Here is a 24,022-nt window from a genome sequence, read left to right as displayed (position 1 = left end):
GATTAATCGTGAGCGCCGATTTCGCGCAGTTTACGACCTTTCATCAGATTACGTTCAATATGTTCCAGCGAAACGTGTTTGGTTTCCGGTACCAGCCACAATGTCAGCAGAATAAACAGTACGTTCAGAGCCGCATACACCCAGAAGGTGTTGGCGTTACCCAGCGTGTTGAGCATGGTCAGGAACGTTGCGCCAACGATCATGTTGGCAATCCAGTTGGTGGCGGTGGAGCAGGTGATGCCAAAATCGCGGCCTTTCAGCGGCTGAATTTCGGAGCACAGTACCCAAATCAGCGGACCGGCACTCATGGCAAAGCCGACAATAAACATCAGCAGCATGGCGATAGCGAAATACTGCGCCGACGGAGAGTGGATACCGATATGCATCATTGTACCGAGTACGCCCATGCCAGCAGCCATCACCAGGAAGCCCAGCGTTAGCGTTGGTTTACGTCCCCAGCGGTCAACAAGGCCTATTGCGATAAAGGTGGCGAGTACGTTGGTGAGACCGACGATCACTGTCCCCCACATTTGCTCGGTGGTGTTGGTATAACCCGCCAGTTCGAAGATTTTCGGCGCGTAATACATGATGACGTTCATCCCGGTGAATTGCTGCATTACCTGCAACAGTACGCCAAGGAACACCGCGCGGCGGAAGTTGCTGTTCTCTTTAAACAGCGCCCAGCCACTCTGTTTAACCTGCAAACTTTCACGGATTTCATCCAGTTCGCGTTTCGCTTCCGCACTGGTGTCGCGCAGGCGCAGCAGCACGCGCTCGGCATCAACAAAACGGCGTTTGGCAGCAAACCAACGTGGGCTGTCTGGCAGGAAGAAAACACCAATCAGCAGCAAAATTGCCGGGATGATAATCACACCCAGCATCCAGCGCCATGCACCAGTGTAGCTAAAGGCGGTATCAGAAAGATAAGCACCGAGGATCCCGATAGTGATCATCAACTGATACATCGAGATCATACTGCCGCGAATTTTTTCCGGCGCAATTTCAGAGAGATACAGTGGTGCGGTATAAGAGGCCACACCCACCGCCAGCCCCAGCAGAACGCGGGAAAGAATCAGTACTTCAACGTTTGGCGCAGCCGCAGAGAACAGTGAACCGGCAACAAACAGAATTGCGCCGATCATCAGGCTCTTTTTGCGCCCGAGTTTAAAGGAGAGCCAGCCGCTACCCACCGCACCGACTGCCGCACCGAACATCATGGAGCTTACGACCCATTCTTGCGTGTGCGAAGTAATCTGGAATTCATCAGCAATAAACGGCAGTGCGCCAGCAATTACACCGATATCCAGGCCAAAGAGTAATCCCGCCAGAGCGGCAAGGAAGCAGACGAAAAACGTCATTGCCTTGTTTGACCGCCCCTGTTTTTTAGCGTCAGGCATGATGCCCTCCAAAATGGTTATTTTTTATTGTGAATTAAGATAGGTGAGTACGACGTAAAAAGATGTGAAGCAAATCACATCAGTGTAATCGCTTACACTAACATTTATCTTAGTTATGATTTAAGTGCATGAAAATAATTGAGTTATATCATCATAGATTAAACGCAGTTATCTGCAATTAAGACTTTACTGAAAAGAAATGTAACAGCTGTGAAAACTGAATAATAATATGAAAATATTACAAATATTTGGCTGGTGTGGTGGGTGTAATCGGTTTCAGTCGTGGTGATGATTTGCGGTAAAACGTGTTGAGGAAGAATGATGTTATTGCGGGCGGTTTTTTGCCGGATGTGGCGTGAACGCCTTATCCACTTACATGTGACAGCGGTTGTGGGCCTGATAAGCGTAGCGCATCAGGCATTTCTCTGGAAAAGAAAAAGGCCAGCGCGAGGCTGGCCTTTGAAAGCAGGTGAAGAAAGATTACTTCAGACCGGCAGCATCGCGCAGCAGCTGCGCTTTGTCGGTTTTTTCCCACGGGAAATGTTCACGACCAAAGTGACCGTATGCTGCGGTTTCTTTGTAGATCGGATGCAGCAGATCCAGCATCTGAATCAGACCATATGGACGCAGGTCAAAGAACTCACGTACCAGCAGAGTCAGTTGTTCAGAAGGCACTTTCTCGGTACCGAAAGTTTCCACCATGATGGAGGTCGGTTCAGCCACGCCGATTGCGTAGGAAACCTGAATTTCACAACGATCGGCCAGGCCAGCCGCAACGATGTTTTTCGCGACATAACGTGCTGCGTACGCTGCTGAACGGTCCACTTTTGATGGATCCTTACCAGAGAATGCACCGCCACCGTGACGCGCCATGCCGCCGTAGGTATCAACGATGATTTTACGACCAGTCAGACCGCAGTCACCCATCGGGCCACCGATAACGAAACGACCGGTCGGGTTGATGAAGAATTTGGTGGCAGAAGTCAGCCATTCAGCGGGCAGAATCGGCTTGATGATCTCTTCCATTACCGCTTCTTGCAGCGATTTCTGGTCGATCTCTTCAGAGTGCTGGGTGGAAAGTACTACAGCATCGATGCCAACGATTTTGCCGTCGTCATACTGGAAAGTCACCTGGCTTTTCGCGTCCGGGCGCAGCCACGGCAGAGTGCCGTTTTTACGTACTTCAGCCTGACGCTGAACCAGACGGTGTGCATAGGTGATAGGTGCTGGCATCAGCACGTCGGTTTCATTGGTTGCGTAGCCAAACATCAGACCCTGGTCGCCCGCGCCCTGTTCCAGCGGATCGGCACGATCAACGCCCTGGTTGATGTCAGGAGATTGTTTGCCGATAGCGCTCAGGACCGCACAGGAGTTAGCGTCAAAGCCCATGTCGGAATGTACATAGCCAATTTCGCGAACGGTGTTACGGGTGATCTCTTCGATGTCTACCCAGGCGCTGGTGGTGATTTCACCGCCAACTAAAACCATGCCGGTTTTTACGTAGGTTTCGCAAGCAACACGTGCTTTCGGATCCTGTTCGAGGATCGCGTCTAAAACGGCATCAGAGATTTGGTCAGCAATTTTGTCAGGATGCCCTTCAGAGACGGACTCGGACGTAAAAAGGTGTTTTGCCATATTTAATATCACCTAAAGAGAATTTGGTTAGCTCAAACTGTTGTGTGGATTTTCTGTGGTAGCGGATCCTACCACGACTCTGCAGGTTAAAAACACTGGCAGTCTGAGTGTTAATCGGTATGGATGGATTAACATCTGGATGGCTATTTTAGGTCAGTTCTTCACCCAATTTCCACTTTTTTTTGAATCGTGTCTCATTCTGTTAAAAACGTGGCTGGAAATTTTTCCTGACAATGCTGGCATTCTGCGTATTTATCTTTTGCAATTTTCTGCCATTGTGGGGTATAAAACGCGGCGCGCGGCTTAAATAAAAAGCACACGACGTTTCTTTCGTGTTGCCACTTCCAGCCGGGTTGAAATCAGAGTTTTGGCTTGTGGGTTCGTCTTAACAGGCGGCCGTGGAGGTGATACGAAATAATGAACCGTTGTCTGCTGCTTAACCTGTCTCACCGTTCTGGTGAAGATTCGTTCCCCGCACTCTGCATCTCTGCTTTGCATACCTGCCGATGTTATACCCATCTCGGCGCTTCTCAGGATTCAAGAGCTGGTTACAGTTACTGAGGACTGAACAAGGGCGCTCTTGTAAAAACAAGAGTTTTCTCGTGGTTTCGCCGAACTGTCACACTTACGTTCGGTTATGTGTTTAATAATGTTATGAAAAAGAAACCGGTTGCGCAGTCGGAGCGTCAGCATACTTTGCTGGAAAATCCGTGTGCTTATGGGTTGTTATCGCAGTCCCAGGCTGCGATAGTCGTTAACTGTTTTACACTTAATAAAATAATTTGAGGTTCGCTATGTCTGACGACATGTCTATGAGTTTGCCTTCGTCAGCGGGCGAACACGGTGTACTACGCTCCATGCAGGAGGTTGCAATGAGCTCCCAGGAAGCCAGCAAGATGCTGCGTACTTACAATATTGCCTGGTGGGGCAATAACTATTATGACGTTAACGAGCTGGGCCACATTAGCGTGTGCCCGGACCCGGACGTCCCGGAAGCTCGCGTCGATCTCGCGCAGTTAGTGAAAACTCGTGAAGCACAGGGTCAGCGTCTGCCTGCACTGTTCTGTTTCCCACAGATCCTGCAGCACCGTTTGCGTTCCATTAACGCCGCGTTCAAACGTGCGCGGGAATCCTACGGCTATAACGGCGATTACTTCCTCGTTTATCCGATCAAAGTTAACCAGCACCGCCGCGTGATTGAATCCCTGATTCATTCGGGCGAACCGCTGGGCCTGGAAGCCGGTTCCAAAGCTGAGTTGATGGCGGTACTGGCGCATGCTGGCATGACCCGTAGCGTCATCGTGTGCAATGGTTATAAAGACCGCGAATATATCCGCCTGGCATTAATTGGCGAGAAGATGGGCCATAAGGTCTATCTGGTCATTGAGAAGATGTCAGAAATCGCCATTGTGCTGGATGAAGCAGAACGTCTGAATGTCGTTCCTCGTCTGGGCGTGCGCGCGCGTCTGGCGTCTCAAGGTTCTGGCAAATGGCAGTCTTCTGGCGGGGAAAAATCGAAGTTCGGCCTGGCGGCGACTCAGGTACTGCAACTGGTTGAAACCCTGCGTGAAGCCGGACGTCTCGACAGCCTGCAACTGCTGCACTTCCACCTCGGTTCGCAGATGGCGAATATTCGCGATATCGCCACGGGCGTTCGTGAATCCGCGCGTTTCTATGTGGAACTGCACAAGCTGGGCGTCAATATTCAGTGCTTTGATGTCGGCGGCGGTCTGGGTGTGGACTATGAAGGTACTCGTTCGCAGTCCGACTGTTCAGTGAATTACGGCCTCAATGAATACGCCAACAACATCATTTGGGCGATTGGCGATGCGTGTGAAGAAAATGGTCTGCCGCATCCGACAGTAATCACCGAATCAGGTCGTGCGGTGACTGCGCATCACACCGTGCTGGTGTCGAATATCATCGGCGTGGAACGTAACGAATACACGGTGCCGACCGCGCCAGCAGAAGACGCACCGCGCGCGCTGCAAAGCATGTGGGAAACCTGGCAGGAGATGCACGAACCGGGAACTCGCCGTTCTCTGCGTGAGTGGTTACATGACAGCCAGATGGACTTGCACGATATTCATATCGGCTATTCTTCGGGCACCTACAACCTGCAAGAACGCGCGTGGGCTGAGCAGCTTTATCTGAGCATGTGTCATGAAGTGCAAAAGCAGCTGGATCCGCAAAACCGCGCACATCGCCCGATTATCGACGAATTGCAGGAACGTATGGCGGACAAAATGTACGTCAACTTCTCGCTGTTCCAGTCGATGCCGGACGCATGGGGGATCGACCAGTTGTTCCCGGTTCTGCCGCTGGCAGGGCTGAATCAAGTTCCGGAGCGGCGCGCCGTGCTGCTGGATATTACCTGTGACTCTGACGGTGCCATCGACCACTATATCGATGGTGATGGTATTGCCACGACAATGCCTATGCCGGAGTACGATCCAGAGAATCCGCCGATGCTCGGTTTCTTTATGGTCGGCGCATATCAGGAGATCCTCGGCAACATGCACAACCTGTTTGGTGATACCGAAGCGGTTGATGTGTTCGTCTTCCCTGATGGTAGCGTAGAAGTGGAACTGTCTGACGAAGGCGATACCGTGGCGGACATGCTGCAATATGTACAGCTCGATCCGAAAACGCTGTTAACCCAGTTCCGTGATCAAGTGAAGAAAACCGATCTTGATGCTGAACTGCAACAACAGTTCCTGGAAGAGTTCGAGGCAGGTTTGTACGGTTATACCTATCTTGAAGATGAATAATTAAGATTATTCCGCTATCGGGTCGATTTATTTACGTAAATCGGCCCGCTTTCTTTTTATATATTCTTAAAAATAATTTAGCTGCTTTCCTTATTGAATAATCTCCCTACAATCGCTGCATTAATTAAATGCAGAGGGAACGGTTATGAAAAAATGGAAAGTACGTAGCGCGTTGGTGGCATTAGTCGTGCTGTTGGCCGGTTGTTCCAGTAATGCGCAGTATAATAGCAGTGCATCGGGCAATGTCGGCACCGCCTGGGGTGGGGATGTGCACTCAACGGTTCAGGGCGTATCTGCTGAACGAGCCTGGCGCGATCCGGCAGAGATGATCGTTATTAGTTATTCGACTAATGTTCCTTCCGGCTACGACCGCGTTTATAGCATTCGTATTAACGAACTTGAATATGCTATTCGCGATGGTAATTTTAATTCTCTACCTATTACGCGGGTTTATAATTCATCAGGTAAAGAACTACGCTATATAGTCCATGCCAGAGTAGGAATGAATTACCAATTATATGTCCGCAATTACAGTCGTAACACCAACTACGAGATCGTTGCGACAGTTGATGGCCTGGATGTTCTCAATGGTAAACAAGGTTCCCTGAATAACAACGGCTATATTGTGAATGCCGGGGATTCGTTGGCGATTAAAGGATTCCGCAAAGATAAACATACCGAAGCGGCTTTTCAGTTCGCCAACGTTGCGGATTCCTACGCAGCCAATTCGGCGCAAGGCGATGTGCGTAATACCGGTGTAATTGGCTTTGCAGCTTTCGAATTGCAAGGCCCGGCGCAAAACACGCTGCCGCCGTGCTCTGGACAAGCCTTCCCGGCAGATAACAATGGCTATGCGCCGCCACCGTGTCGGAAATAGTAACCTCGCTTGATGCCTCGCCCATTTAAGGCGATAATTAGCACAAAATTGTGTTTCGCAAATCCAACCCTTCCTCGTCGGGCCTAACGACGCGGAAGGGTTTTTTTATATCGACTTTGTAATAGGAGTCCACCCATGAGCACCTTAGGTCATCAATACGATAACTCACTGGTTTCCAACGCCTTTGGTTTTTTACGCCTGCCGATGAACTTCCAGCCGTATGACAGCGATGCTGACTGGGTAATTACCGGCGTGCCGTTCGATATGGCCACTTCTGGTCGTGCGGGTGGACGCCACGGTCCAGCGGCGATCCGTCAGGTTTCGACGAATCTGGCCTGGGAACACAACCGCTTCCCGTGGAATTTCGACATGCGCGAGCGTCTGAACGTGGTGGACTGTGGCGATCTGGTGTATGCCTTCGGCGATGCTCGTGAGATGAGCGAGAAGCTGCAGGCGCATGCTGAAAAGCTGCTGGCTGCCGGTAAGCGTATGCTCTCCTTCGGTGGTGACCACTTTGTCACGCTGCCACTGCTGCGTGCTCATGCGAAGCATTTCGGCAAAATGGCGCTGGTACACTTTGACGCCCACACCGATACCTATGCGAACGGTTGTGAATTTGACCACGGCACTATGTTCTATACCGCGCCGAAAGAAGGTCTGATCGACCCGAATCACTCCGTACAGATTGGTATTCGTACCGAGTTTGATAAAGACAACGGCTTTACCGTACTGGACGCCTGCCAGGTGAACGATCGCAGCGTGGATGACGTTATCGCCCAGGTGAAACAGATTGTAGGTGATATGCCAGTTTACCTGACTTTTGATATCGACTGCCTGGATCCTGCTTTCGCGCCGGGCACCGGTACGCCGGTGATCGGCGGCCTGACCTCCGATCGCGCCATTAAACTGGTACGTGGCCTGAAAGATCTCAACATTGTTGGGATGGACGTAGTGGAAGTGGCTCCGGCATACGATCAGTCGGAAATCACCGCTCTGGCAGCAGCGACGCTGGCGCTGGAGATGCTGTATATTCAGGCGGCGAAAAAGGGCGAGTAATTCGCTAAATATTTCCCGGTGTGCATAGTCATGCCGGGAAACATTCATCAGTGCGATATATGTTTTTATATTTCTACGCGACTTTTTCTTAGCTCTGTTCACCTGCCTGGTTGTTTCAGAACATAAGTAATATTTAAAACACGAATATTCAGAAACCAGATTGTCACAAGGAATATTAATTCTTCCCGGTAGTTCTCATTCTTACGTTTACAAATAGTGTATGTTCTGAACAACTATTGTTTTTTAAGCGGTAAAGAAATGAGACGGATTGATGTTATTTGCAAGGAGCTGGAGCGACTGACGTATGGGCTGGAACTGTCTGATTTAGCGAAGGAGAAAGCATTTACTGCTGAGGCGATTGGTTTTAACCTTGGGCTGGCACGTAACTCGGTTAGTAAAGATCTTAATCAATTATGGAATGAAGGCCTGGTGGTAAAAAGTCAGGGACGTCCTGTTTTTTTTCTACATCGTCACGCACTAGAATTGCTCATTAATCGAAAACTGGATGATTGCGAATGCATAGTTCATTCAGTGGCTAGTTTATTGCCAAAGAAAGAAAAATATACAGATGATGATCCGTTTTCCGGACTTATCGGATACGACCGTAGTCTCCGTGATGCGGTAGAAAAAGGCCGCGCAGCGGTGCTCTATCCCCACGGACTGCATGTGCTGTTAACCGGGGCATCTGGTGTTGGCAAAACATTCTTTGCTGAGTTAATGCATTGCTTCGCTTGTAAGCACACCATAGGTTCGCCACCTCCGTTGGTTTACTTTAACTGTGCCGAATATGCTCATAATCCGGAGTTGCTTTCCTCTCATCTGTTTGGTCACCATAAGGGGGCATTTACCGGGGCAAGCGAGAATAAAACGGGGCTGGTGGAGCAAGCTGACGGAGGTTATTTACTTCTGGATGAAGTGCATCGCCTCCCGTATGAAGGACAAGAGAAGCTCTTTTCTATTCTCGATAAAGGTGAATACCGCCCGCTTGGTTCAAGTGGGCCAACATATTCAATTTCGGTGCGCCTTATTTGCGCCACCACAGAGTTGGTCAACTCCTCACTATTGCGTACCTTCCAGCGGCGTATCCAGGTGTATATCGACTTACCGGGTATTCGCCAGCGTTCGGTCGAGGAGCAACTCGAATTGATTGTCAGCTTCTTCCAGCGCGAAAGTCGTAAAATTGAACGTACCATAAGCCTTGATAAAACCCTTTTGCACTGGTTGTTAAGTAAACCCCTGGAAGGCAATATCGGCCAGCTTAAAAGCGATATTCAGTTCTTGTGCGCGCAGGCGTGGGCGTCGGGAATGACCGAGCGCAATGATACACTAGAGTTAGATAAACGACTGGCGGAGATGCCGTTTAATACCACGCCGGAGCAGCGCCTGCTGGTCGATGCGTTGTTTGGCGGTAAAGATCGTTTGAACGTGGATGCGCGTACGTTGCCCGCGTTAAAAAATTCGTTGGCGACCAGCGCGGAAATAGAAGAGAGCGATCTGTTTTACAGTTTCCTGACTCGTGAATATGTCAATCTGCGCAACAGTAACGTGCCGCCCGCAGAAACGCTGGCTATCCTGAAAAACAAACTCAGTTCGATTTTTGAATACGGTCTCTATAGCCGCCATAGTACGGCGCATCCACCGCGCTATGGCGATCAAATTGAGGAGCGGGTGACGTTGCTGATCGGTTACGTGGAGCAGGTATTAGGATTTACGTTGCCAGAAAACCTGGCGAACCCGTTACGTAAACACTTTCTTGCGCTGATTGGCTATGTGCGGCGAGGGCTTATACCTCAACTCTATTCCTCCAGCTTGATTCTGGATCGCTGTAAAGATGAGTATGACAATGCCACGCTTCTGTGCCGCAAAATCAATGAGCTGCTGCATATTCAGTGCCCGGCGACGGAGGTGGTCTGGCTGTGCCTGTTCCTGAAAGAGTGTCGCCACTACCGCCAGCGCATCGACACCAGCCCGGATTGCGGCGTGATTCTAATCGCTCACGGTGCGACCACCGCAACGAGCCAGGCGCAATATGTGAATCGGGTGCTGGAGCGCGATCTGTTCTACGCAATTGATATGCCATTTGAGCAGTCGGTGCATGACACCCTGGAAACCCTGACCCGGATGATTCAGGACCGGTGCTGGCAGCGGCTGATACTGATGGTGGATATCGGATCGCTGGTTCATTTTGGCAGCACCATCAGCAAGCTGTTCCAGATTGACGTTCTGTTGTTGCCAAATATCACTCTGACCAGCCTGCTGGAGGTGGGGCTGGATTTAAGCTACGAAACTGGGGATCTATCGCAATTGGCTGTGCTTATGCAGAGTAAAAATATCCCTTGTCGGCTCTGCACGCCGCAGCAAGAGAGCGGTGGCAAAGTGCTGGTTATCTCATGTATAACCGGAATGGGGACGGCAGAAAAGATCAAAAAAGTGCTGGAGGAGAGCTTTGGCGAGCTGATGTCGCAGGACACGCGTATGGTGATTCTCGACTATAACGAGGTGCGCAGCCTGGAGCGTATTCAGCAGGCGCTTAATGCCAGTGAACGGCTGGCAGGGATCGTCGGCACCTTCCAGCCGGGACTGCCGGATATTCCGTTTATCTCGCTGGAGGAACTGTTTTCCGAGCAAGGGCCGGAGCTGGTGCTTAGCCTGCTGACTCCGGATCTCTCAAGCAGCGAGCGCCGACTGGAGATGGAGCGCAGCGCCATGCGCTTTATCAGCGCGCTGACCATGGAGAGCATCATCAACCATATTTCGGTGCTCAACCCGCAGCGAATTCTGAAAGAGATCGAGGACGTTCTGAACCACTTAACCAACACGCTCTCCCTGAAACCGAGCCGCCAGGTGACACTACGTTTTCTGATCCATTGCTGCTGCATGGTCGAGCGTATCGTGATTAACCGCAAACCGTTACAGATGGCGCTGGAAAACCGGCTTGATCTGGACGCTCGTGCCTTTAGCGTCATCAAATCCTCCTTTTTGCCGATTGAAGAGGCTTACGCTATCCGTTTATCGGACGCAGAATATTTTTATATCTACGAACTGCTCTACAGCTGATCCCCTGATTTACGGGGCTTAAGGCCTCATCCAATCTCTTTTCCTCTGAGCGTGACACAAATTCTGGCACGTCCTTTGCTCCTGACGAAATGTAAACACTGGAGCAAAGGAGGCTATTTTGACCACAACTGTATCTATTCATCCGTTACCTGAAATTTTGCTGCTAACTCACGGCGGCTGGGGGCTGCAGCTCTGCAACAGTCTGCGCATGGTGATGGGCGAAATCGAAGGCGTGACGGAAATCGCGCTGATGCCTGTCGATACGCTGGGCGAGTTTTACCAGCGCGTCGAAGCCGTGGTGAAAACCATGCCAGAAGGTTCGCTTATCGTGACCGATTTTATCGGCGGCACCACCTCTAACGTGGCGGCGCGGCTGAGCGCCGATTATCCGGTGGCGGTGATCTCCGGGCTTAATGCCTCGCTGCTGCTGGAGGCGCTGGACAAGCGCGAACATGGCCCACTGACCGCCTGCGTGGCCGATCTGGTGGAAGCTGGGCGCAACAGTTGCCTGGACGTCGTCTCCCATATTCGTCAATTACAACAGTAAGGAAAATCGTATGGCAAACATCGTGTTATGTCGCATTGACAGCCGTCTTATCCACGGACAGGTGGTGACGAAGTGGGTGGGGCAATCCCAGGCCAACCGTATTGCGGTGGTCAGCGACGAGCTGGATGCCGATCCGTTTATGAAAAATATCTACCTGATGGCCGCGCCGCCGAATATCAAAGTGGACTGCTTCAGCAACCAGAGCTTCGCGGCCGCGTGGAAAGACAACCAGCTGGGCGACGGCAACGTGCTGGTGCTGTTCCCGTCGCTGGCGGCGATTCAGGAAGCGGTGCAGCAGGGCTTTGACGTGGCTGATATTCAGGTTGGCGGCTTAGGCGGCGGGCCAAACCGTAAAGCGGTGTTCCAGAACATAACTCTGGATGAAAAAGACGTTGGCATTCTTAACGATTTGAAAAGTCGCGGCATTAAGGCTGTTTTCCAGACCATCCCGGAAGATAAGCCGCAGTCGCTGGACGATATCCTGAAAAAATTCTGACCCTCTGAACATGGGATAACAAATTATGGATACCTTACTTTTTGCAAGCCTGATGGGGCTGTATTACTGGTTTGCCCGGTTGCGCCTTGGCTATACCTTCTCCGCCATGCTGTTACAGCCAGTGGTGGTGGCGGTCTTTGTCGGCCTGCTGCTCGGCAACATGCCTGCGGCGATGATTATCGGCGCGGGGATGCAGTTGGTATATCTGGGTGTGACCTCAACGCCAGGCGGCAATGTGCCGTCAGACCCGGCGCTGGCGGCCTGTATCGCCATTCCTATCGCCGTTAAGGCCAATATGGACCCGAACCTGGCGATTGCACTGGCGATTCCATTTGGCGTTATCGGCGTATTCCTCGACCAGTTGCGTCGCACGCTAAATGCGGCCTGGGTGCATATGGCCGATAAACACGCGGAAACGGCCAATATGTCAGCCATTATGCGCTGCGCCTTTCTCTACCCGGCGCTGCTGGGGCTGGTGCTACGTTTCCCAGTGGTGTTCGCCGCCAACTACTTCGGCCAGAACGTAGTGGAAAGTTTCCTCAAGCTGATGCCGCACTGGCTGACCCACTCGTTTGAAATCATGGGCGGGATTCTCCCGGCGCTGGGCTTCGCCATCACCATTATGGTGATTGGTAAAAAGAGCCTACTGCCGTGGTTTATCGGCGGATTCTTCGCGGTGCTGTACCTCAAGGTGGACATCATGGCGATGGCGATTTTCGGCACCTGCGTGGCCTTCCTGATTAAAGGCCTGGCGAAAAATGAAGGAGCGGCATAATGAGCGGCGGCGTAATGCAGCATGAACTGGTGGAGCGCGCGCGGGAGTCCGGGGCGCTGACCAAAGCGGATATCACCAAAGCGTGGTTTATCTACTGGCTTGGCGCGGAAGTTTCCAGCTCCTATGAGCGTTTACAGAGCCTGATTTTCTGCGCCTCGATGACGCCGATTATTAAAAAGCTCTATCCGCAAAAGGAGGAGCAGGTGGAGGCGTTAAAACGCCATCTGAACTTCTTCAACTCAGAGCAGACGTTTGGCGCGGTGATCCAGGGGATCTCCATCGCCATGGAAGAGCAAAAGACCCGCGGCGAGGCGATTAACGATGCCTCTATCACCGGGATTAAAACCGGCCTGATGGGGCCGCTGGCCGGAATGGGCGACTCCATCATCTGGGCGGCCGTGATGCCGCTGTTGATTGCTATTTTTATCCCGTTCGCCGCCAATGGCAGCGCAATGGGCGGTATTTTGCCGCTGATTCTCTACCCGGCGATTACGCTGGCAATCAGCTACGGCATGGTGCACAAGGGCTATACGCTAGGGCGCGATTCGATTATCAGCCTGCTGCAGGGGGGGCGCATCAAGGAGCTTATCTACGGCGCTAACGTACTGGGGCTTATCATGATGGGTGCGCTATCCGCGAGCTTTGTCAAGATAACCTCACCTTTAAAAATTAGCGCACTGAAAGGCTCTGAAGTGGTGGTACAGCAGATTCTTGACTCCATCGCGCCCGGCCTACTGCCGCTGGCGGCAGTGTTCGCGATCTACTTCTATCTGGTGAAAAAGGGACCGCGTTACACCACGATTTTGCTGTCAATTGTGGCGTTGAGCGTGGTCTGCTCGCTGCTGGGAGTGCTGTAAGCCATGACGCAGAATATCTATCAACAACTGGGGCTGAAACAAGTGATTAACGCTTGCGGTAAGATGACGATTCTCGGCGTCTCCAGTGTCGCGCCGGAGGTGATGCAGGCCACCGCGCGTGCGGCATCCTCTTTCGTGGAGATTGATCAGCTGGTGGACAAAACCGGCGAGCTGGTCTCTCGCTTTACCGGGGCGGAGGATAGCTACGTTACCTCCTGCGCCTCGGCAGGGATCGCCATCGCTATCGCCGCCGCCATTACCCGCGGCGACAAGGCCCGGGTGGCGCTCATGCCGGATAGCTCCGGCATGGCCAATGAAGTGGTGATGCTGCGCGGCCATAACGTCGATTACGGCGCATCGATCCTCAGCGCGATCCGCTTAGGCGGCGGGCGCGTGGTGGAGGTGGGGTCAAGTAACCTGGCGGCTCTCTGGCAGCTGGAGAGTGCCATTACCGACGCGACCGCCGCGCTGCTGTATGTGAAGTCGCATCACTGCGTGCAGAAGGGGATGTTGAACATCGAGGACTTCGCCCAAGTCGCGCAGATGCACAACCTGCCGTTGATTGTCGATGCCGCCGCCGAAGAGGATTTACGTGCCTGGGTGGTGAGCGGAGCGGATATGGTGGTCTACAGCGGCGCAAAAGCCTTTAACGCGCCTACCTCCGGGTTTATCACTGGTAAAAAAATCTGGATTGCAGCCTGTAAAGCGCAGCATTACGGCATTGCCAGGGCGATGAAAATCGGCAAGGAGAACATGGTTGGGCTGGTTTACGCGCTGGAGAATTATCACCAGGGGCAGGCAATCATCACCGCGGAACAGCTCCAGCCAGTGGTTGAAGCGATTTCTGCGATTCACGGGTTAACGGCTGATATTGAGCAGGATGAAGCCGGGCGTGCAATCTGGCGTATTCGTATTCGGGTAAATGCGCAAGAATTTGGAGTTGCCGCTCGCGTCGTCGAAGCGCAACTGCGTGGTGGCGATATCGCGATTTATACACGGCGGTATAACCTCCACCAGGGCGTTTTTAGCCTTGATCCGCGTACGGTGGCGGATGGGGAGATGGCGCTTATCGTGGCGCGACTGAAGGAGATTGCAGATCATGCAAAAGATTAATTTCTATCATAATCGTGTGGCAATTAATGTGCTGGCGAAAGATATCGCCAATGCCCGTGAAATCTATGACGCCGCCGAAGGCCACGCGGTGATTGGCGTGCTTTCCGCGCAGTTCTCCTCGGTGGATGAGGGGATCCAGGAAGTTAAACGTTGGATGGCGGAAATACCGTCCATTTCAGTAGGTCTGGGGGCGGGTGACCCGGCGCAGTATTACAAAGCTGCGATGATTGCGGCGCAGATTCATCCAGCACACGTTAACCAGACCTTTACCGGTTGTGGTTTCGCGGCAGGCGCGCTTGCGACGACGGGCGGTGAGCAGACCCATGTCAACGCGCTGGTTAGCCCGACGGGAACGCCGGGCGAAGTGCTGATTTCCACTGGCGTTAGCAGCAGCCAGGGTACGCCTGCCCGCGTATCCTGCGATACGGCAGTGCGAATGATGCTAGATATGGGCGCACACGCGGCGAAGTTCTTTCCGATGGGCGGCGAGAAGTCGCTTCCGGAGCTATACGCGCTGGCGACCACGGCGGCGCGCAATGGTATGACGCTGATTGAGCCAACCGGCGGGATTGATTTGGATAACTTCAGTGTGATTCTAAAAACTTGTCTGGAGGCGGGTGTGCCGCGCATTATGCCGCATGTTTACAGCTCGATTATAGACCCTGATACGGGATATACCCGACCGGATGATGTAGCCGTTTTGCTGAATAAAGTGAAATCACTACTCTGATCGGGGATTCAGGCGTTACCGACCTACAATTATGTTGTAGATCGGTATGTCTGACTTATTTTATCCCATCCGCGCTCATACGATCGCGAATATGCTGGGCGCGTTCGGCGGATGCCGGATGGTCGTCAAACATTGAGCTTTGGCGGCCTTCTTCCAGTTTCGCCAGTTTTTCAAAGCTGGTGGCAAGACCAGCCGGGCTGATGCCGCGTTGGCGCAGAAGATCGTAAGAATAATCATCGGCTTCTGCTTCCTGGCGCTGGGAGAATTGCGAATTGACTAATTTCTCGCCCAGATCACCAAGTTGCGATTGCGATAAACTGCCGACAATCCCGCCCGCAGAGGCTGCCGCGACTCTCACGGCGTTGGTACCTAATGCAACTTGCATCCCTTTCTTCACATGGCCTAACGCGACGTGCCCCATTTCGTGACCGATCACCGCTTCGACTTCGTTATCCGTCATCATATCCATTAGCCCGCTATAGACGCGGATACAGCCGTTAGCCATTGCAAAGGCGTTCACATCCTTCGCCATATACACTTTGTAATTCACCGGCTGACCGTTGATATTGTTGCCTAGCGCATTGGCAATAGTTGTCAGACGTTTAGCGTATTCGCTATTGGCTGGCGCAATCGTCGCCTTGCTGTCCATCTCCTGACATGCCTGATCGCTCAGGGCTTTCACCTGCGCATCACTCAAACTGTAAGCCTGAAAAGCTTCCGCTCCTGATGAGAGCAGTCCGTTGGAGTCCATATTCTGGCAACCGGTCAGTACCGTTGCCACGCTCATTGCTACCAATAAGGCGCGAATTTTCATGTTTTCTCTTCCGCACAAGGTCAGGATTATTCTAAAAATGCGCCGTTTGCAGGTGAATCGACGCTCAGTCTCAGTATAAGGAAAAGCGCAGCGGACGGGCGAGCAGATTGCGCAACATGCGAGCATGATCCAGAGATTTCTGAAGCGGCAAAAGGATGTTCCATGTACATGACGCGCGGCTTGCGGTAAATTGTTGGCAAATTTTCCGGCGTAGCCCAAAACGCGCTGTCGTCAAGTCGTTAAGGGCGTGCCCTTCATCATCCGATCTGGAGTCAAAATGTCCTCACGTAAAGAGCTTGCCAATGCTATTCGTGCGCTGAGCATGGACGCAGTACAGAAAGCCAAATCCGGTCACCCGGGTGCCCCTATGGGTATGGCTGACATTGCCGAAGTCCTGTGGCGTGATTTCCTGAAACACAACCCGCAGAATCCGTCCTGGGCTGACCGTGACCGCTTCGTGCTGTCCAACGGCCACGGCTCCATGCTGATCTACAGCCTGCTGCACCTCACCGGTTACGATCTGCCGATGGAAGAACTGAAAAACTTCCGTCAACTGCATTCCAAAACTCCGGGCCACCCGGAAGTGGGTTACACCGCTGGTGTGGAAACCACTACAGGTCCGCTGGGTCAGGGTATTGCCAATGCAGTCGGTATGGCGATTGCAGAAAAAACGCTGGCGGCACAGTTTAACCGTCCGGGCCACGACATCGTCGACCACTACACCTACGCCTTCATGGGCGACGGCTGCATGATGGAAGGCATCTCCCATGAAGTTTGCTCTCTGGCGGGTACGCTGAAGCTGGGTAAACTGATTGCGTTCTACGATGACAACGGTATCTCTATCGATGGTCACGTTGAAGGCTGGTTCACCGACGACACCGCAATGCGTTTCGAAGCTTACGGCTGGCACGTTATTCGCGGCATCGACGGTCATGACGCGGCATCCATCAAACGCGCAGTAGAAGAAGCGCGCGCAGTGACTGACAAACCGTCCCTGCTGATGTGCAAAACCATCATCGGTTTCGGTTCACCGAACAAAGCCGGTACGCACGACTCCCACGGTGCGCCGCTGGGCGACGCTGAAATTGCCCTGACCCGCGAACAGCTGGGCTGGAAATATGCACCGTTCGAAATCCCGTCTGAAATCTATGCTCAGTGGGATGCGAAAGAAGCAGGCCAGGCGAAAGAATCCGCATGGAACGAGAAATTCGCTGCTTACGCCAAAGCTTATCCGCAGGAAGCCGCTGAATTTACCCGCCGTATGAAAGGCGAAATGCCGTCTGACTTCGATGCCAAAGCGAAAGAATTCATCGCTAAACTGCAGGCTAATCCGGCGAAAATCGCCAGCCGTAAAGCGTCTCAGAATGCGATTGAAGCGTTCGGCCCGCTGTTGCCGGAATTCCTCGGCGGCTCTGCTGACCTGGCACCGTCTAACCTGACCCTGTGGTCTGGTTCTAAAGCAATCAACGAAGATGCTGCGGGTAACTACATCCACTATGGTGTTCGCGAGTTCGGTATGACCGCGATTGCTAACGGTATCTCCCTGCACGGTGGCTTCCTGCCGTACACCTCCACCTTCCTGATGTTCGTGGAATACGCACGTAACGCCGTACGTATGGCTGCGCTGATGAAACAGCGTCAGGTGATGGTTTACACCCACGACTCCATCGGTCTGGGCGAAGATGGCCCGACTCACCAGCCGGTAGAGCAGGTCGCTTCTCTGCGCGTGACCCCGAACATGTCCACATGGCGTCCGTGTGACCAGGTTGAATCCGCGGTCGCGTGGAAATACGGCGTTGAGCGTCAGGACGGCCCGACTGCGCTTATCCTCTCCCGTCAGAACCTGGCGCAGCAGGAACGCACTGAAGAGCAGCTGGCAAACATCGCGCGCGGTGGTTATGTGCTGAAAGACTGTGCCGGTCAGCCGGAACTGATCTTCATCGCTACCGGTTCTGAAGTTGAACTGGCGGTTGCTGCCTACGAAAAACTGACTGCTGAAGGCGTGAAAGCGCGCGTGGTTTCCATGCCGTCTACCGACGCATTCGACAAGCAGGATGCGGCTTACCGTGAGTCTGTACTGCCGAAAGCGGTTACTGCACGCGTTGCGGTGGAAGCTGGCATTGCTGACTACTGGTACAAGTATGTTGGCCTGAACGGTGCTATCGTCGGCATGACCACCTTCGGTGAATCTGCTCCGGCAGAGCTGCTGTTTGAAGAGTTCGGCTTCACCGTTGACAATGTTGTTGCGAAAGCAAAAGAACTGCTGTAATCGGTAAGATGCTTTGTGAGAAGGGCCGCGAAAGCGGCCCTTCAGATTATTGGCAAAGTGCGCGTTGTTCATGTCGGATGCGGCGTGAACGCCTTATCCGACCTACAAGATCGTGCAAATTCAATATATTGCAGGAAGTATGTAGGCCTGATAAGCGTAGCGCATCAGGCAGTTTTGCCTTTGCCATCAGTCTCAAGGGCCGCGAAAGCGGCCCTTTTTTTACTTAGTAGAGATAAACGGAACTGTACTGCCGGGGATCATGGTATCGGGTAGCTTACCGTCCCAACGCTCAGCAGTGGTGAGGGCAACAAGTCCGGGATTATCCCGCAGAGCTTCACCGCGCAGGCGGATCGCTTCTGCTTCAGCCGCACTTTTTAAACGAATAGTTTCAGCCTCTGCCGCGCCTCTTACGCGAATAGTCTCAGCTTCTGCTTTGGCTGCCGCCAGTTTACTGTCTGCTTCTGCCTGGGCCTGAGTTACCGCTATTTGCGCCTGGATTTTCTCTGTTTCCAGATTTTGCTTACGTGTGGCAATGGCGACTTCTGCTTTCATTCGATCTTCAATCGATTTTTCATAAGCGTCAGAAAAATCAATATTTTCAATCTGGACACCATCAATCACCACCGGGCCAACAACGGCTTTACGCATCGCGTTTTGCAGATCCTGCACCAGTTTTGTACGATCCTGTACCGCGCTGATGGCGGTATATTGGCCGAAAACGTTCTCCAGTTGAGTTGGCAACTGACGGACAATCAGACGATCTTTTAATGCTTCAATGGTGTTGTAGGTTGTATAAACCGCGCCTGCTTCTGAAGGTTTAATGTGGAAGCTGACTGATACTGTCATTTGTGCCGGTTGCTGGTCGCGGCTGTAGGCCTGTAATCCCTGATAAACCACAGCCTGATTACGCGTGGAAATTTTCTCTACGCTTTCCATAAAAGGGATCTTAAAACCCAGACCCGGCTCGGCAACTTTTACGATTTTTCCGTAGCGCAGCAAAATGCCGCGTTCACCTTCATTAACGGTGTAATACGAGAGAAATGGCAGCACAACCACGGTAAGCACGCCAATGGCGATAGCAATAGATTTTTGTGGGCGAAATGAGGTTATTGAAACAGGTGCTTTCATGAGAATCTTCCTTGAGTAAAGTGTGGGAATATGTCACATGAGGTGAGGAGAAAACAGCCAACAGGTGAGAATTCAGAATCTATAAAGGGGGAGAGCGAAAAACATCGGCTAAAAAAGTATGTTTTCGAACATTCAATAGATAAATAGAGATATGCATCACAAATACATAGGCGGATAAAACATTGGTTTTGTGATAAACATAACAAACACAAACTTGACTTTATAAGTATAAATTTCATGTTGTTGTTATTTAACATTTTATTATTTTGGTTCATGTTTTTTTCTTCTCGCGTGCCCAATTGCTTTCATTAAATCGCACGAGTATTTTATTTTTACCGCCGGACGGTACCCTAAAAATAAAATAAGGATAATTTATGCGGCTTATTGATTATTTTCCAGAATCATCAATCTCAGTTATACATTCAGCAAAAGATTGGCAGGAAGCTATCAATTTCTCGATGGCATCATTGCTGGATAAAAACTATATCAGCGAGAATTACATTCAGGCTATTAAAGATTCAACACTCAACAATGGTCCTTATTACATTCTGGCACCTGGGGTGGCAATGCCTCATGCGCGACCGGAATGTGGGGCGCTTAAAACCGGGATGTCTTTGACGTTACTTAAACAAGACGTTTATTTTCCGGGGAATAACGAACCGATTAAATTACTTATCGGTCTTTCTGCTGCTGATGCCGATTCGCACATTGGCGCTATTCAGGCGTTAAGTGAATTGCTGTGCGAAGAAGAAATACTTGAACAACTCTTAACTGCAACATCAGAAAAACAATTAGCGGACATTATCAGCCGCGAATAATGACTCTCTCCTCTACAGGATAATATTATGGAAAACAAGTCTGCTCGTGCAAAGGTCCAGGCTTTTGGGGGCTTTTTGACGGCAATGGTCATCCCCAATATTGGTGCTTTTATTGCCTGGGGTTTTATTACTGCATTATTTATTCCTACTGGTTGGTTGCCTAACGAACATTTCGCCAAAATTGTCGGCCCGATGATTACCTATTTATTGCCCGTAATGATTGGTTCTACCGGTGGCCATTTAGTCGGCGGTAAACGCGGCGCAGTCATGGGCGGAATAGGGACAATTGGTGTAATCGTCGGCGCAGAAATCCCGATGTTCCTTGGTTCAATGATCATGGGACCGTTAGGTGGGCTGGTCATAAAATATGTTGATAAGGCACTGGAAAAACGCATACCTGCTGGTTTTGAGATGGTTATCAATAACTTCTCATTAGGTATCACCGGGATGCTCCTTTGTCTGCTGGGTTTTGAAGTTATCGGCCCGGCGGTGTTAATTGCCAATACTTTCGTCAAAGAGTGTATTGAGGCGCTGGTACATGCGGGCTATCTGCCTTTGCTGTCAGTCATCAATGAACCGGCGAAAGTGCTTTTCCTCAATAACGCGATAGATCAGGGCGTCTATTACCCGTTGGGGATGCAACAGGCTTCAGTTAACGGTAAATCCATCTTCTTTATGGTGGCGTCCAACCCTGGGCCTGGCTTAGGACTGCTGCTGGCGTTTACTTTGTTTGGTAAAGGGATGAGTAAACGTTCTGCGCCCGGGGCGATGATTATTCACTTCCTCGGTGGGATCCACGAACTGTATTTCCCGTATGTGCTGATGAAGCCGCTGACCATTATTGCCATGATTGCCGGCGGTATGTCTGGCACCTGGATGTTTAACTTACTGGACGGTGGTCTGGTGGCTGGTCCAAGTCCGGGGTCTATCTTTGCTTACCTTGCACTGACGCCGAAAGGCTCGTTCCTGGCGACAATTGCCGGTGTTACGGTAGGTACCCTGGTGTCCTTTGCTATCACTTCCGTAATACTGAAGATGGAAAAAACGGTGGAAACGGAGAGCGAAGATGAGTTTGCGCAGTCCGCCAATGCGGTTAAGGCGATGAAACAAGAAGGTGCATTCTCGTTAAGCCGGGTTAAGCGTATCGCCTTTGTTTGCGATGCGGGAATGGGCTCCAGCGCGATGGGCGCAACCACCTTCCGTAAGCGCCTGGAAAAAGCGGGGCTGGCAATTGAAGTAAAACATTACGCGATAGAAAACGTGCCTGCGGATGTGGATATCGTCGTTACTCACGCTAGTCTGGAAGGGCGCGTGAAACGCGTGACGGATAAACCGCTGATATTGATTAATAACTATATTGGCGATCCCAAACTCGACACTTTATTTAATCAATTAACCGCTGAACATAAAAACTGATTGCCGAGGTAAAAATGAAAACCAAAGTTGTTGCTATTTATGGCAAGCGGGATGTCCGTCTGCGCGAATTTGAACTGCCCAAAATTACCGATAATGAACTGCTGGTGAGTGTAATTTCTGACAGTGTGTGTTTATCGACCTGGAAAGCGGCGTTACTCGGTAGCGAACATAAACGCGTGCCCGACGATTTAGAAAATCATCCGGTCATTACCGGGCATGAATGTGCCGGGATTATTGTTGAAGTGGGGAAAAATCTTACCGACAAATATAAAAAAGGCCAACGTTTTGTATTGCAACCGGCGATGGGGCTACCAAGCGGGTATTCTGCGGGATACAGCTACGAATATTTTGGCGGTAACGCCACCTATATGATTATTCCAGAGGTAGCCATTAATTTGGGCTGCGTATTACCGTATCACGGATCTTATTTTGCTGCGGCGTCGCTGGCAGAGCCGATGTGCTGCATTATTGGCGCTTATCATGCCAATTATCACACCACGCAATATGTTTATGAGCATCGCATGGGCGTCAAACCTGGCGGCAATATTGCGCTGCTGGCGTGTGCGGGCCCGATGGGGATAGGCGCTATCGATTACGCTATTCACGGCGGCATACAACCGTCGCGGGTAGTGGTGGTCGATATCGACGACAAACGCCTGGCACAGGTGCAGAAGCTGCTGCCGGTGGAGCTGGCGGCCAGCAAAGGCATTGAGCTGATATATGTGAATACCAAAGGAATGGCCGATCCGGTACAGAAGCTGCGGGCGCTGACAGGAGATGCTGGGTTCGATGACATTTTTGTTTATGCGGCGGTGCCTGCTGTCGTTGAGATGGCTGACGAATTACTGGCGGAAGATGGCTGCCTGAACTTCTTTGCCGGGCCGACGGATAAAAACTTCAAAGTGCCGTTTAATTTCTACAACGTCCATTACAACAGCACGCACGTCGTCGGTACATCGGGTGGTTCAACGGACGATATGAAAGAGGCGATTGCCCTGAGCGCCACGGGGCAGTTGCAACCGTCGTTTATGGTGACGCATATCGGTGGCCTGGATGCAGTGCCAGAAACCGTTCTCAATTTACCGGATATCCCCGGTGGTAAAAAACTCATTTACAACGGCGTTACCATGCCGCTCACCGCCATTGCCGATTTTGCCGAAAAAGGCAAAACCGATCCGCTGTTTAAAGAGCTGGCGCGGTTAGTTGAGGAAACGCACGGCATCTGGAATGAACAGGCCGAGAAATATCTGCTGGCACAATTTGGCGTTGATATCGGGGAGGCCGCGCAATGATGTCCCTGGCGTGGCCATTATTTCGCGTTACGGAGCAGGCAGCGTTGGCTGCCTGGCCGCAAACCGGATGTGGCAACAAAAATAAAATTGATGGCCTGGCGGTCACCGCGATGCGCCAGGCATTAAACGATGTCGCTTTTCGTGGGCGAGTGGTTATCGGCGAGGGAGAAATTGACCATGCGCCGATGCTGTGGATTGGCGAAGAGGTGGGCAAAGGCGATGGGCCAGAAGTCGATATCGCGGTTGATCCCATTGAAGGTACGCGGATGGTGGCGATGGGGCAGAGCAATGCGCTGGCGGTCATGGCTTTCGCCCCTCGAGATAGCCTGTTACACGCGCCCGATATGTATATGAAAAAACTGGTTGTTAATCGGCTGGCGGCGGGCGCGATTGATCTGTCTTTGCCTCTGGCGGACAACTTGCGCAACGTGGCGAAAGCGTTGGGCAAACCGCTGGACCAGCTACGTATGGTTACGCTAGATAAACCGCGCCTGAGAGCCGCAATTGAGGAAGCGACACAACTGGGCGTGAAGGTTTTTGCCCTGCCGGATGGCGATGTCGCCGCCAGCGTGCTGACCTGCTGGCAAGATAATCCTTACGACGTGATGTACACCATCGGTGGCGCGCCGGAAGGTGTTATTTCTGCCTGTGCTGTTAAAGCATTGGGTGGGGATATGCAGGCCGAGCTGATTGATTTTTGTCAGGCAAAAGGGGATTACACGGAAAATCGGCAGATTGCAGAGCAGGAGCGCAAGCGTTGCAAGGAAATGGGCGTTGACGTTAACCGTGTGTACTCGCTCGATGAACTGGTGAGGGGGAACGATATCCTCTTTAGCGCTACGGGCGTGACGGGCGGTGAGTTGGTGAACGGTATCCAACAGACGGCGAATGGGGTGCGGACGCAGACATTACTGATCGGCGGCGCGGACCAAACGTGTAATATAATAGACTCCCTGCATTGATGGTGATCTATC

22 protein-coding genes are annotated in these 24,022 nt (G+C 51.7%); 18 read left to right on the top strand and 4 right to left on the bottom strand.

What is annotated here, in order from left to right; translation table 11 throughout:
• Positions 1-2 precede the first annotated feature (2 nt).
• Together galP and metK are read right to left on the bottom strand one after the other, a co-directional pair.
• Positions 3-1,397 (bottom strand): galactose/proton symporter, encoded by a 1,395-nt coding sequence (gene galP, locus FQZ95_RS17665; protein WP_001112301.1) that lies wholly within the window; start codon positions 1,395-1,397, stop codon positions 3-5.
• A gap of 480 nt (positions 1,398-1,877) precedes the next feature.
• Positions 1,878-3,032 (bottom strand): methionine adenosyltransferase, encoded by a 1,155-nt coding sequence (metK, locus tag FQZ95_RS17660; RefSeq protein WP_001062128.1) that lies wholly within the window; start codon positions 3,030-3,032, stop codon positions 1,878-1,880.
• 55 nt (positions 3,033-3,087) lie between these two features.
• On the opposite strand from metK, the gene yqgD reads away from it, so the two are divergent.
• From yqgD to dagF, 13 genes are all read left to right on the top strand, one after another.
• Positions 3,088-3,339 carry a protein YqgD gene (gene yqgD, locus FQZ95_RS26745; RefSeq protein ID WP_001305310.1) on the top strand — a complete coding sequence of 84 codons (252 nt, stop codon included), beginning with the start codon at positions 3,088-3,090 and terminating at the stop codon, positions 3,337-3,339.
• Between the two features lie 110 nt (positions 3,340-3,449).
• The gene (yqgG, locus tag FQZ95_RS26740) at positions 3,450-3,593 is read left to right on the top strand and encodes a protein YqgG (RefSeq protein ID WP_001297404.1); all 144 of its coding nucleotides are present in this window, start codon (positions 3,450-3,452) and stop codon (positions 3,591-3,593) included.
• A gap of 93 nt (positions 3,594-3,686) precedes the next feature.
• The gene (gene yqgB / locus FQZ95_RS17650; protein WP_001360961.1) at positions 3,687-3,818 is read left to right on the top strand and encodes an acid stress response protein YqgB; all 132 of its coding nucleotides are present in this window, start codon (positions 3,687-3,689) and stop codon (positions 3,816-3,818) included.
• Positions 3,819-3,826: 8 nt separating this feature from the next.
• Positions 3,827-5,803, top strand: a complete 1,977-nt coding sequence (gene speA / locus FQZ95_RS17645) for a biosynthetic arginine decarboxylase (protein WP_105287665.1) — start codon at positions 3,827-3,829, stop codon at positions 5,801-5,803.
• Between the two features lie 145 nt (positions 5,804-5,948).
• The gene (locus FQZ95_RS17640; protein ID WP_105287664.1) at positions 5,949-6,680 is read left to right on the top strand and encodes a hypothetical protein; all 732 of its coding nucleotides are present in this window, start codon (positions 5,949-5,951) and stop codon (positions 6,678-6,680) included.
• A gap of 135 nt (positions 6,681-6,815) precedes the next feature.
• Positions 6,816-7,736 (top strand): agmatinase, encoded by a 921-nt coding sequence (gene speB / locus FQZ95_RS17635; RefSeq protein WP_000105566.1) that lies wholly within the window; start codon positions 6,816-6,818, stop codon positions 7,734-7,736.
• A 258-nt stretch (positions 7,737-7,994) separates the two neighbouring features.
• On the top strand, positions 7,995-10,793 hold the full coding sequence (gene dagR, locus FQZ95_RS17630; protein ID WP_032185088.1) for a transcriptional regulator DagR: 2,799 nt from the start codon (positions 7,995-7,997) through the stop codon (positions 10,791-10,793).
• 118 nt (positions 10,794-10,911) lie between these two features.
• Complete coding sequence (locus tag FQZ95_RS17625) at positions 10,912-11,340, top strand: PTS sugar transporter subunit IIA (RefSeq protein WP_032185087.1); 429 nt, start codon at positions 10,912-10,914, stop codon at positions 11,338-11,340.
• A gap of 10 nt (positions 11,341-11,350) precedes the next feature.
• Entirely contained in the window at positions 11,351-11,836 is a 486-nt protein-coding gene (locus tag FQZ95_RS17620; RefSeq protein WP_032185086.1) for a PTS system mannose/fructose/N-acetylgalactosamine-transporter subunit IIB, read from the top strand.
• Between the two features lie 25 nt (positions 11,837-11,861).
• The gene (locus tag FQZ95_RS17615; RefSeq protein WP_000380263.1) at positions 11,862-12,611 is read left to right on the top strand and encodes a PTS mannose/fructose/sorbose/N-acetylgalactosamine transporter subunit IIC; all 750 of its coding nucleotides are present in this window, start codon (positions 11,862-11,864) and stop codon (positions 12,609-12,611) included.
• Positions 12,608-13,468 (top strand): PTS system mannose/fructose/sorbose family transporter subunit IID, encoded by an 861-nt coding sequence (locus FQZ95_RS17610; RefSeq protein WP_160530475.1) that lies wholly within the window; start codon positions 12,608-12,610, stop codon positions 13,466-13,468. Before FQZ95_RS17615 ends, FQZ95_RS17610 begins: the two co-directional genes overlap by 4 nt.
• Before the next feature lie 3 nt (positions 13,469-13,471).
• A complete protein-coding gene (gene dgaE / locus FQZ95_RS17605; protein WP_088541723.1) occupies positions 13,472-14,581 on the top strand; it encodes a D-glucosaminate-6-phosphate ammonia lyase in 1,110 nt (369 codons plus the stop codon).
• The gene (gene dagF / locus FQZ95_RS17600) at positions 14,568-15,311 is read left to right on the top strand and encodes a 2-dehydro-3-deoxy-phosphogluconate aldolase (protein ID WP_032185084.1); all 744 of its coding nucleotides are present in this window, start codon (positions 14,568-14,570) and stop codon (positions 15,309-15,311) included. Before dgaE ends, dagF begins: the two co-directional genes overlap by 14 nt.
• Before the next feature lie 55 nt (positions 15,312-15,366).
• On the opposite strand, the gene loiP is transcribed toward dagF, so the two are convergent.
• Positions 15,367-16,125 carry a metalloprotease LoiP gene (gene loiP, locus FQZ95_RS17595; RefSeq protein ID WP_000701841.1) on the bottom strand — a complete coding sequence of 253 codons (759 nt, stop codon included), beginning with the start codon at positions 16,123-16,125 and terminating at the stop codon, positions 15,367-15,369.
• A 277-nt stretch (positions 16,126-16,402) separates the two neighbouring features.
• Here loiP and tkt point away from each other — a divergent pair, with 277 nt between their 5' ends.
• The gene (tkt, locus tag FQZ95_RS17590; RefSeq protein WP_000098632.1) at positions 16,403-18,394 is read left to right on the top strand and encodes a transketolase; all 1,992 of its coding nucleotides are present in this window, start codon (positions 16,403-16,405) and stop codon (positions 18,392-18,394) included.
• A gap of 219 nt (positions 18,395-18,613) precedes the next feature.
• Here the strand turns inward: tkt and FQZ95_RS17585 are convergent, their stop codons facing one another.
• Positions 18,614-19,522, bottom strand: coding sequence for a prohibitin family protein (locus FQZ95_RS17585; RefSeq protein ID WP_000646925.1), 909 nt, complete (start codon positions 19,520-19,522; stop codon positions 18,614-18,616).
• 374 nt (positions 19,523-19,896) lie between these two features.
• Here FQZ95_RS17585 and cmtB point away from each other — a divergent pair, with 374 nt between their 5' ends.
• The 4 genes from cmtB to glpX are packed head-to-tail and all read left to right on the top strand — an operon-like array spanning position 19,897 to position 24,010.
• The gene (gene cmtB / locus FQZ95_RS17580; RefSeq protein WP_160530464.1) at positions 19,897-20,340 is read left to right on the top strand and encodes a PTS mannitol transporter subunit IIA; all 444 of its coding nucleotides are present in this window, start codon (positions 19,897-19,899) and stop codon (positions 20,338-20,340) included.
• 27 nt (positions 20,341-20,367) lie between these two features.
• The gene (cmtA, locus tag FQZ95_RS17575; protein WP_088541722.1) at positions 20,368-21,756 is read left to right on the top strand and encodes a PTS mannitol transporter subunit IICB; all 1,389 of its coding nucleotides are present in this window, start codon (positions 20,368-20,370) and stop codon (positions 21,754-21,756) included.
• A gap of 14 nt (positions 21,757-21,770) precedes the next feature.
• Complete coding sequence (locus FQZ95_RS17570) at positions 21,771-23,048, top strand: zinc-binding dehydrogenase (protein ID WP_105287662.1); 1,278 nt, start codon at positions 21,771-21,773, stop codon at positions 23,046-23,048.
• Positions 23,045-24,010 (top strand): class II fructose-bisphosphatase, encoded by a 966-nt coding sequence (gene glpX / locus FQZ95_RS17565; protein ID WP_105287661.1) that lies wholly within the window; start codon positions 23,045-23,047, stop codon positions 24,008-24,010. Before FQZ95_RS17570 ends, glpX begins: the two co-directional genes overlap by 4 nt.
• The last annotated feature ends 12 nt before the right edge of the window (positions 24,011-24,022 follow it).

Source organism: Escherichia sp. HH41S (assembly GCF_009820115.1).
GTDB classification, from domain to species: Bacteria; Pseudomonadota; Gammaproteobacteria; order Enterobacterales; family Enterobacteriaceae; genus Escherichia; species Escherichia coli_F.
This window is presented reverse-complemented; position numbering and strand designations above follow the sequence as displayed.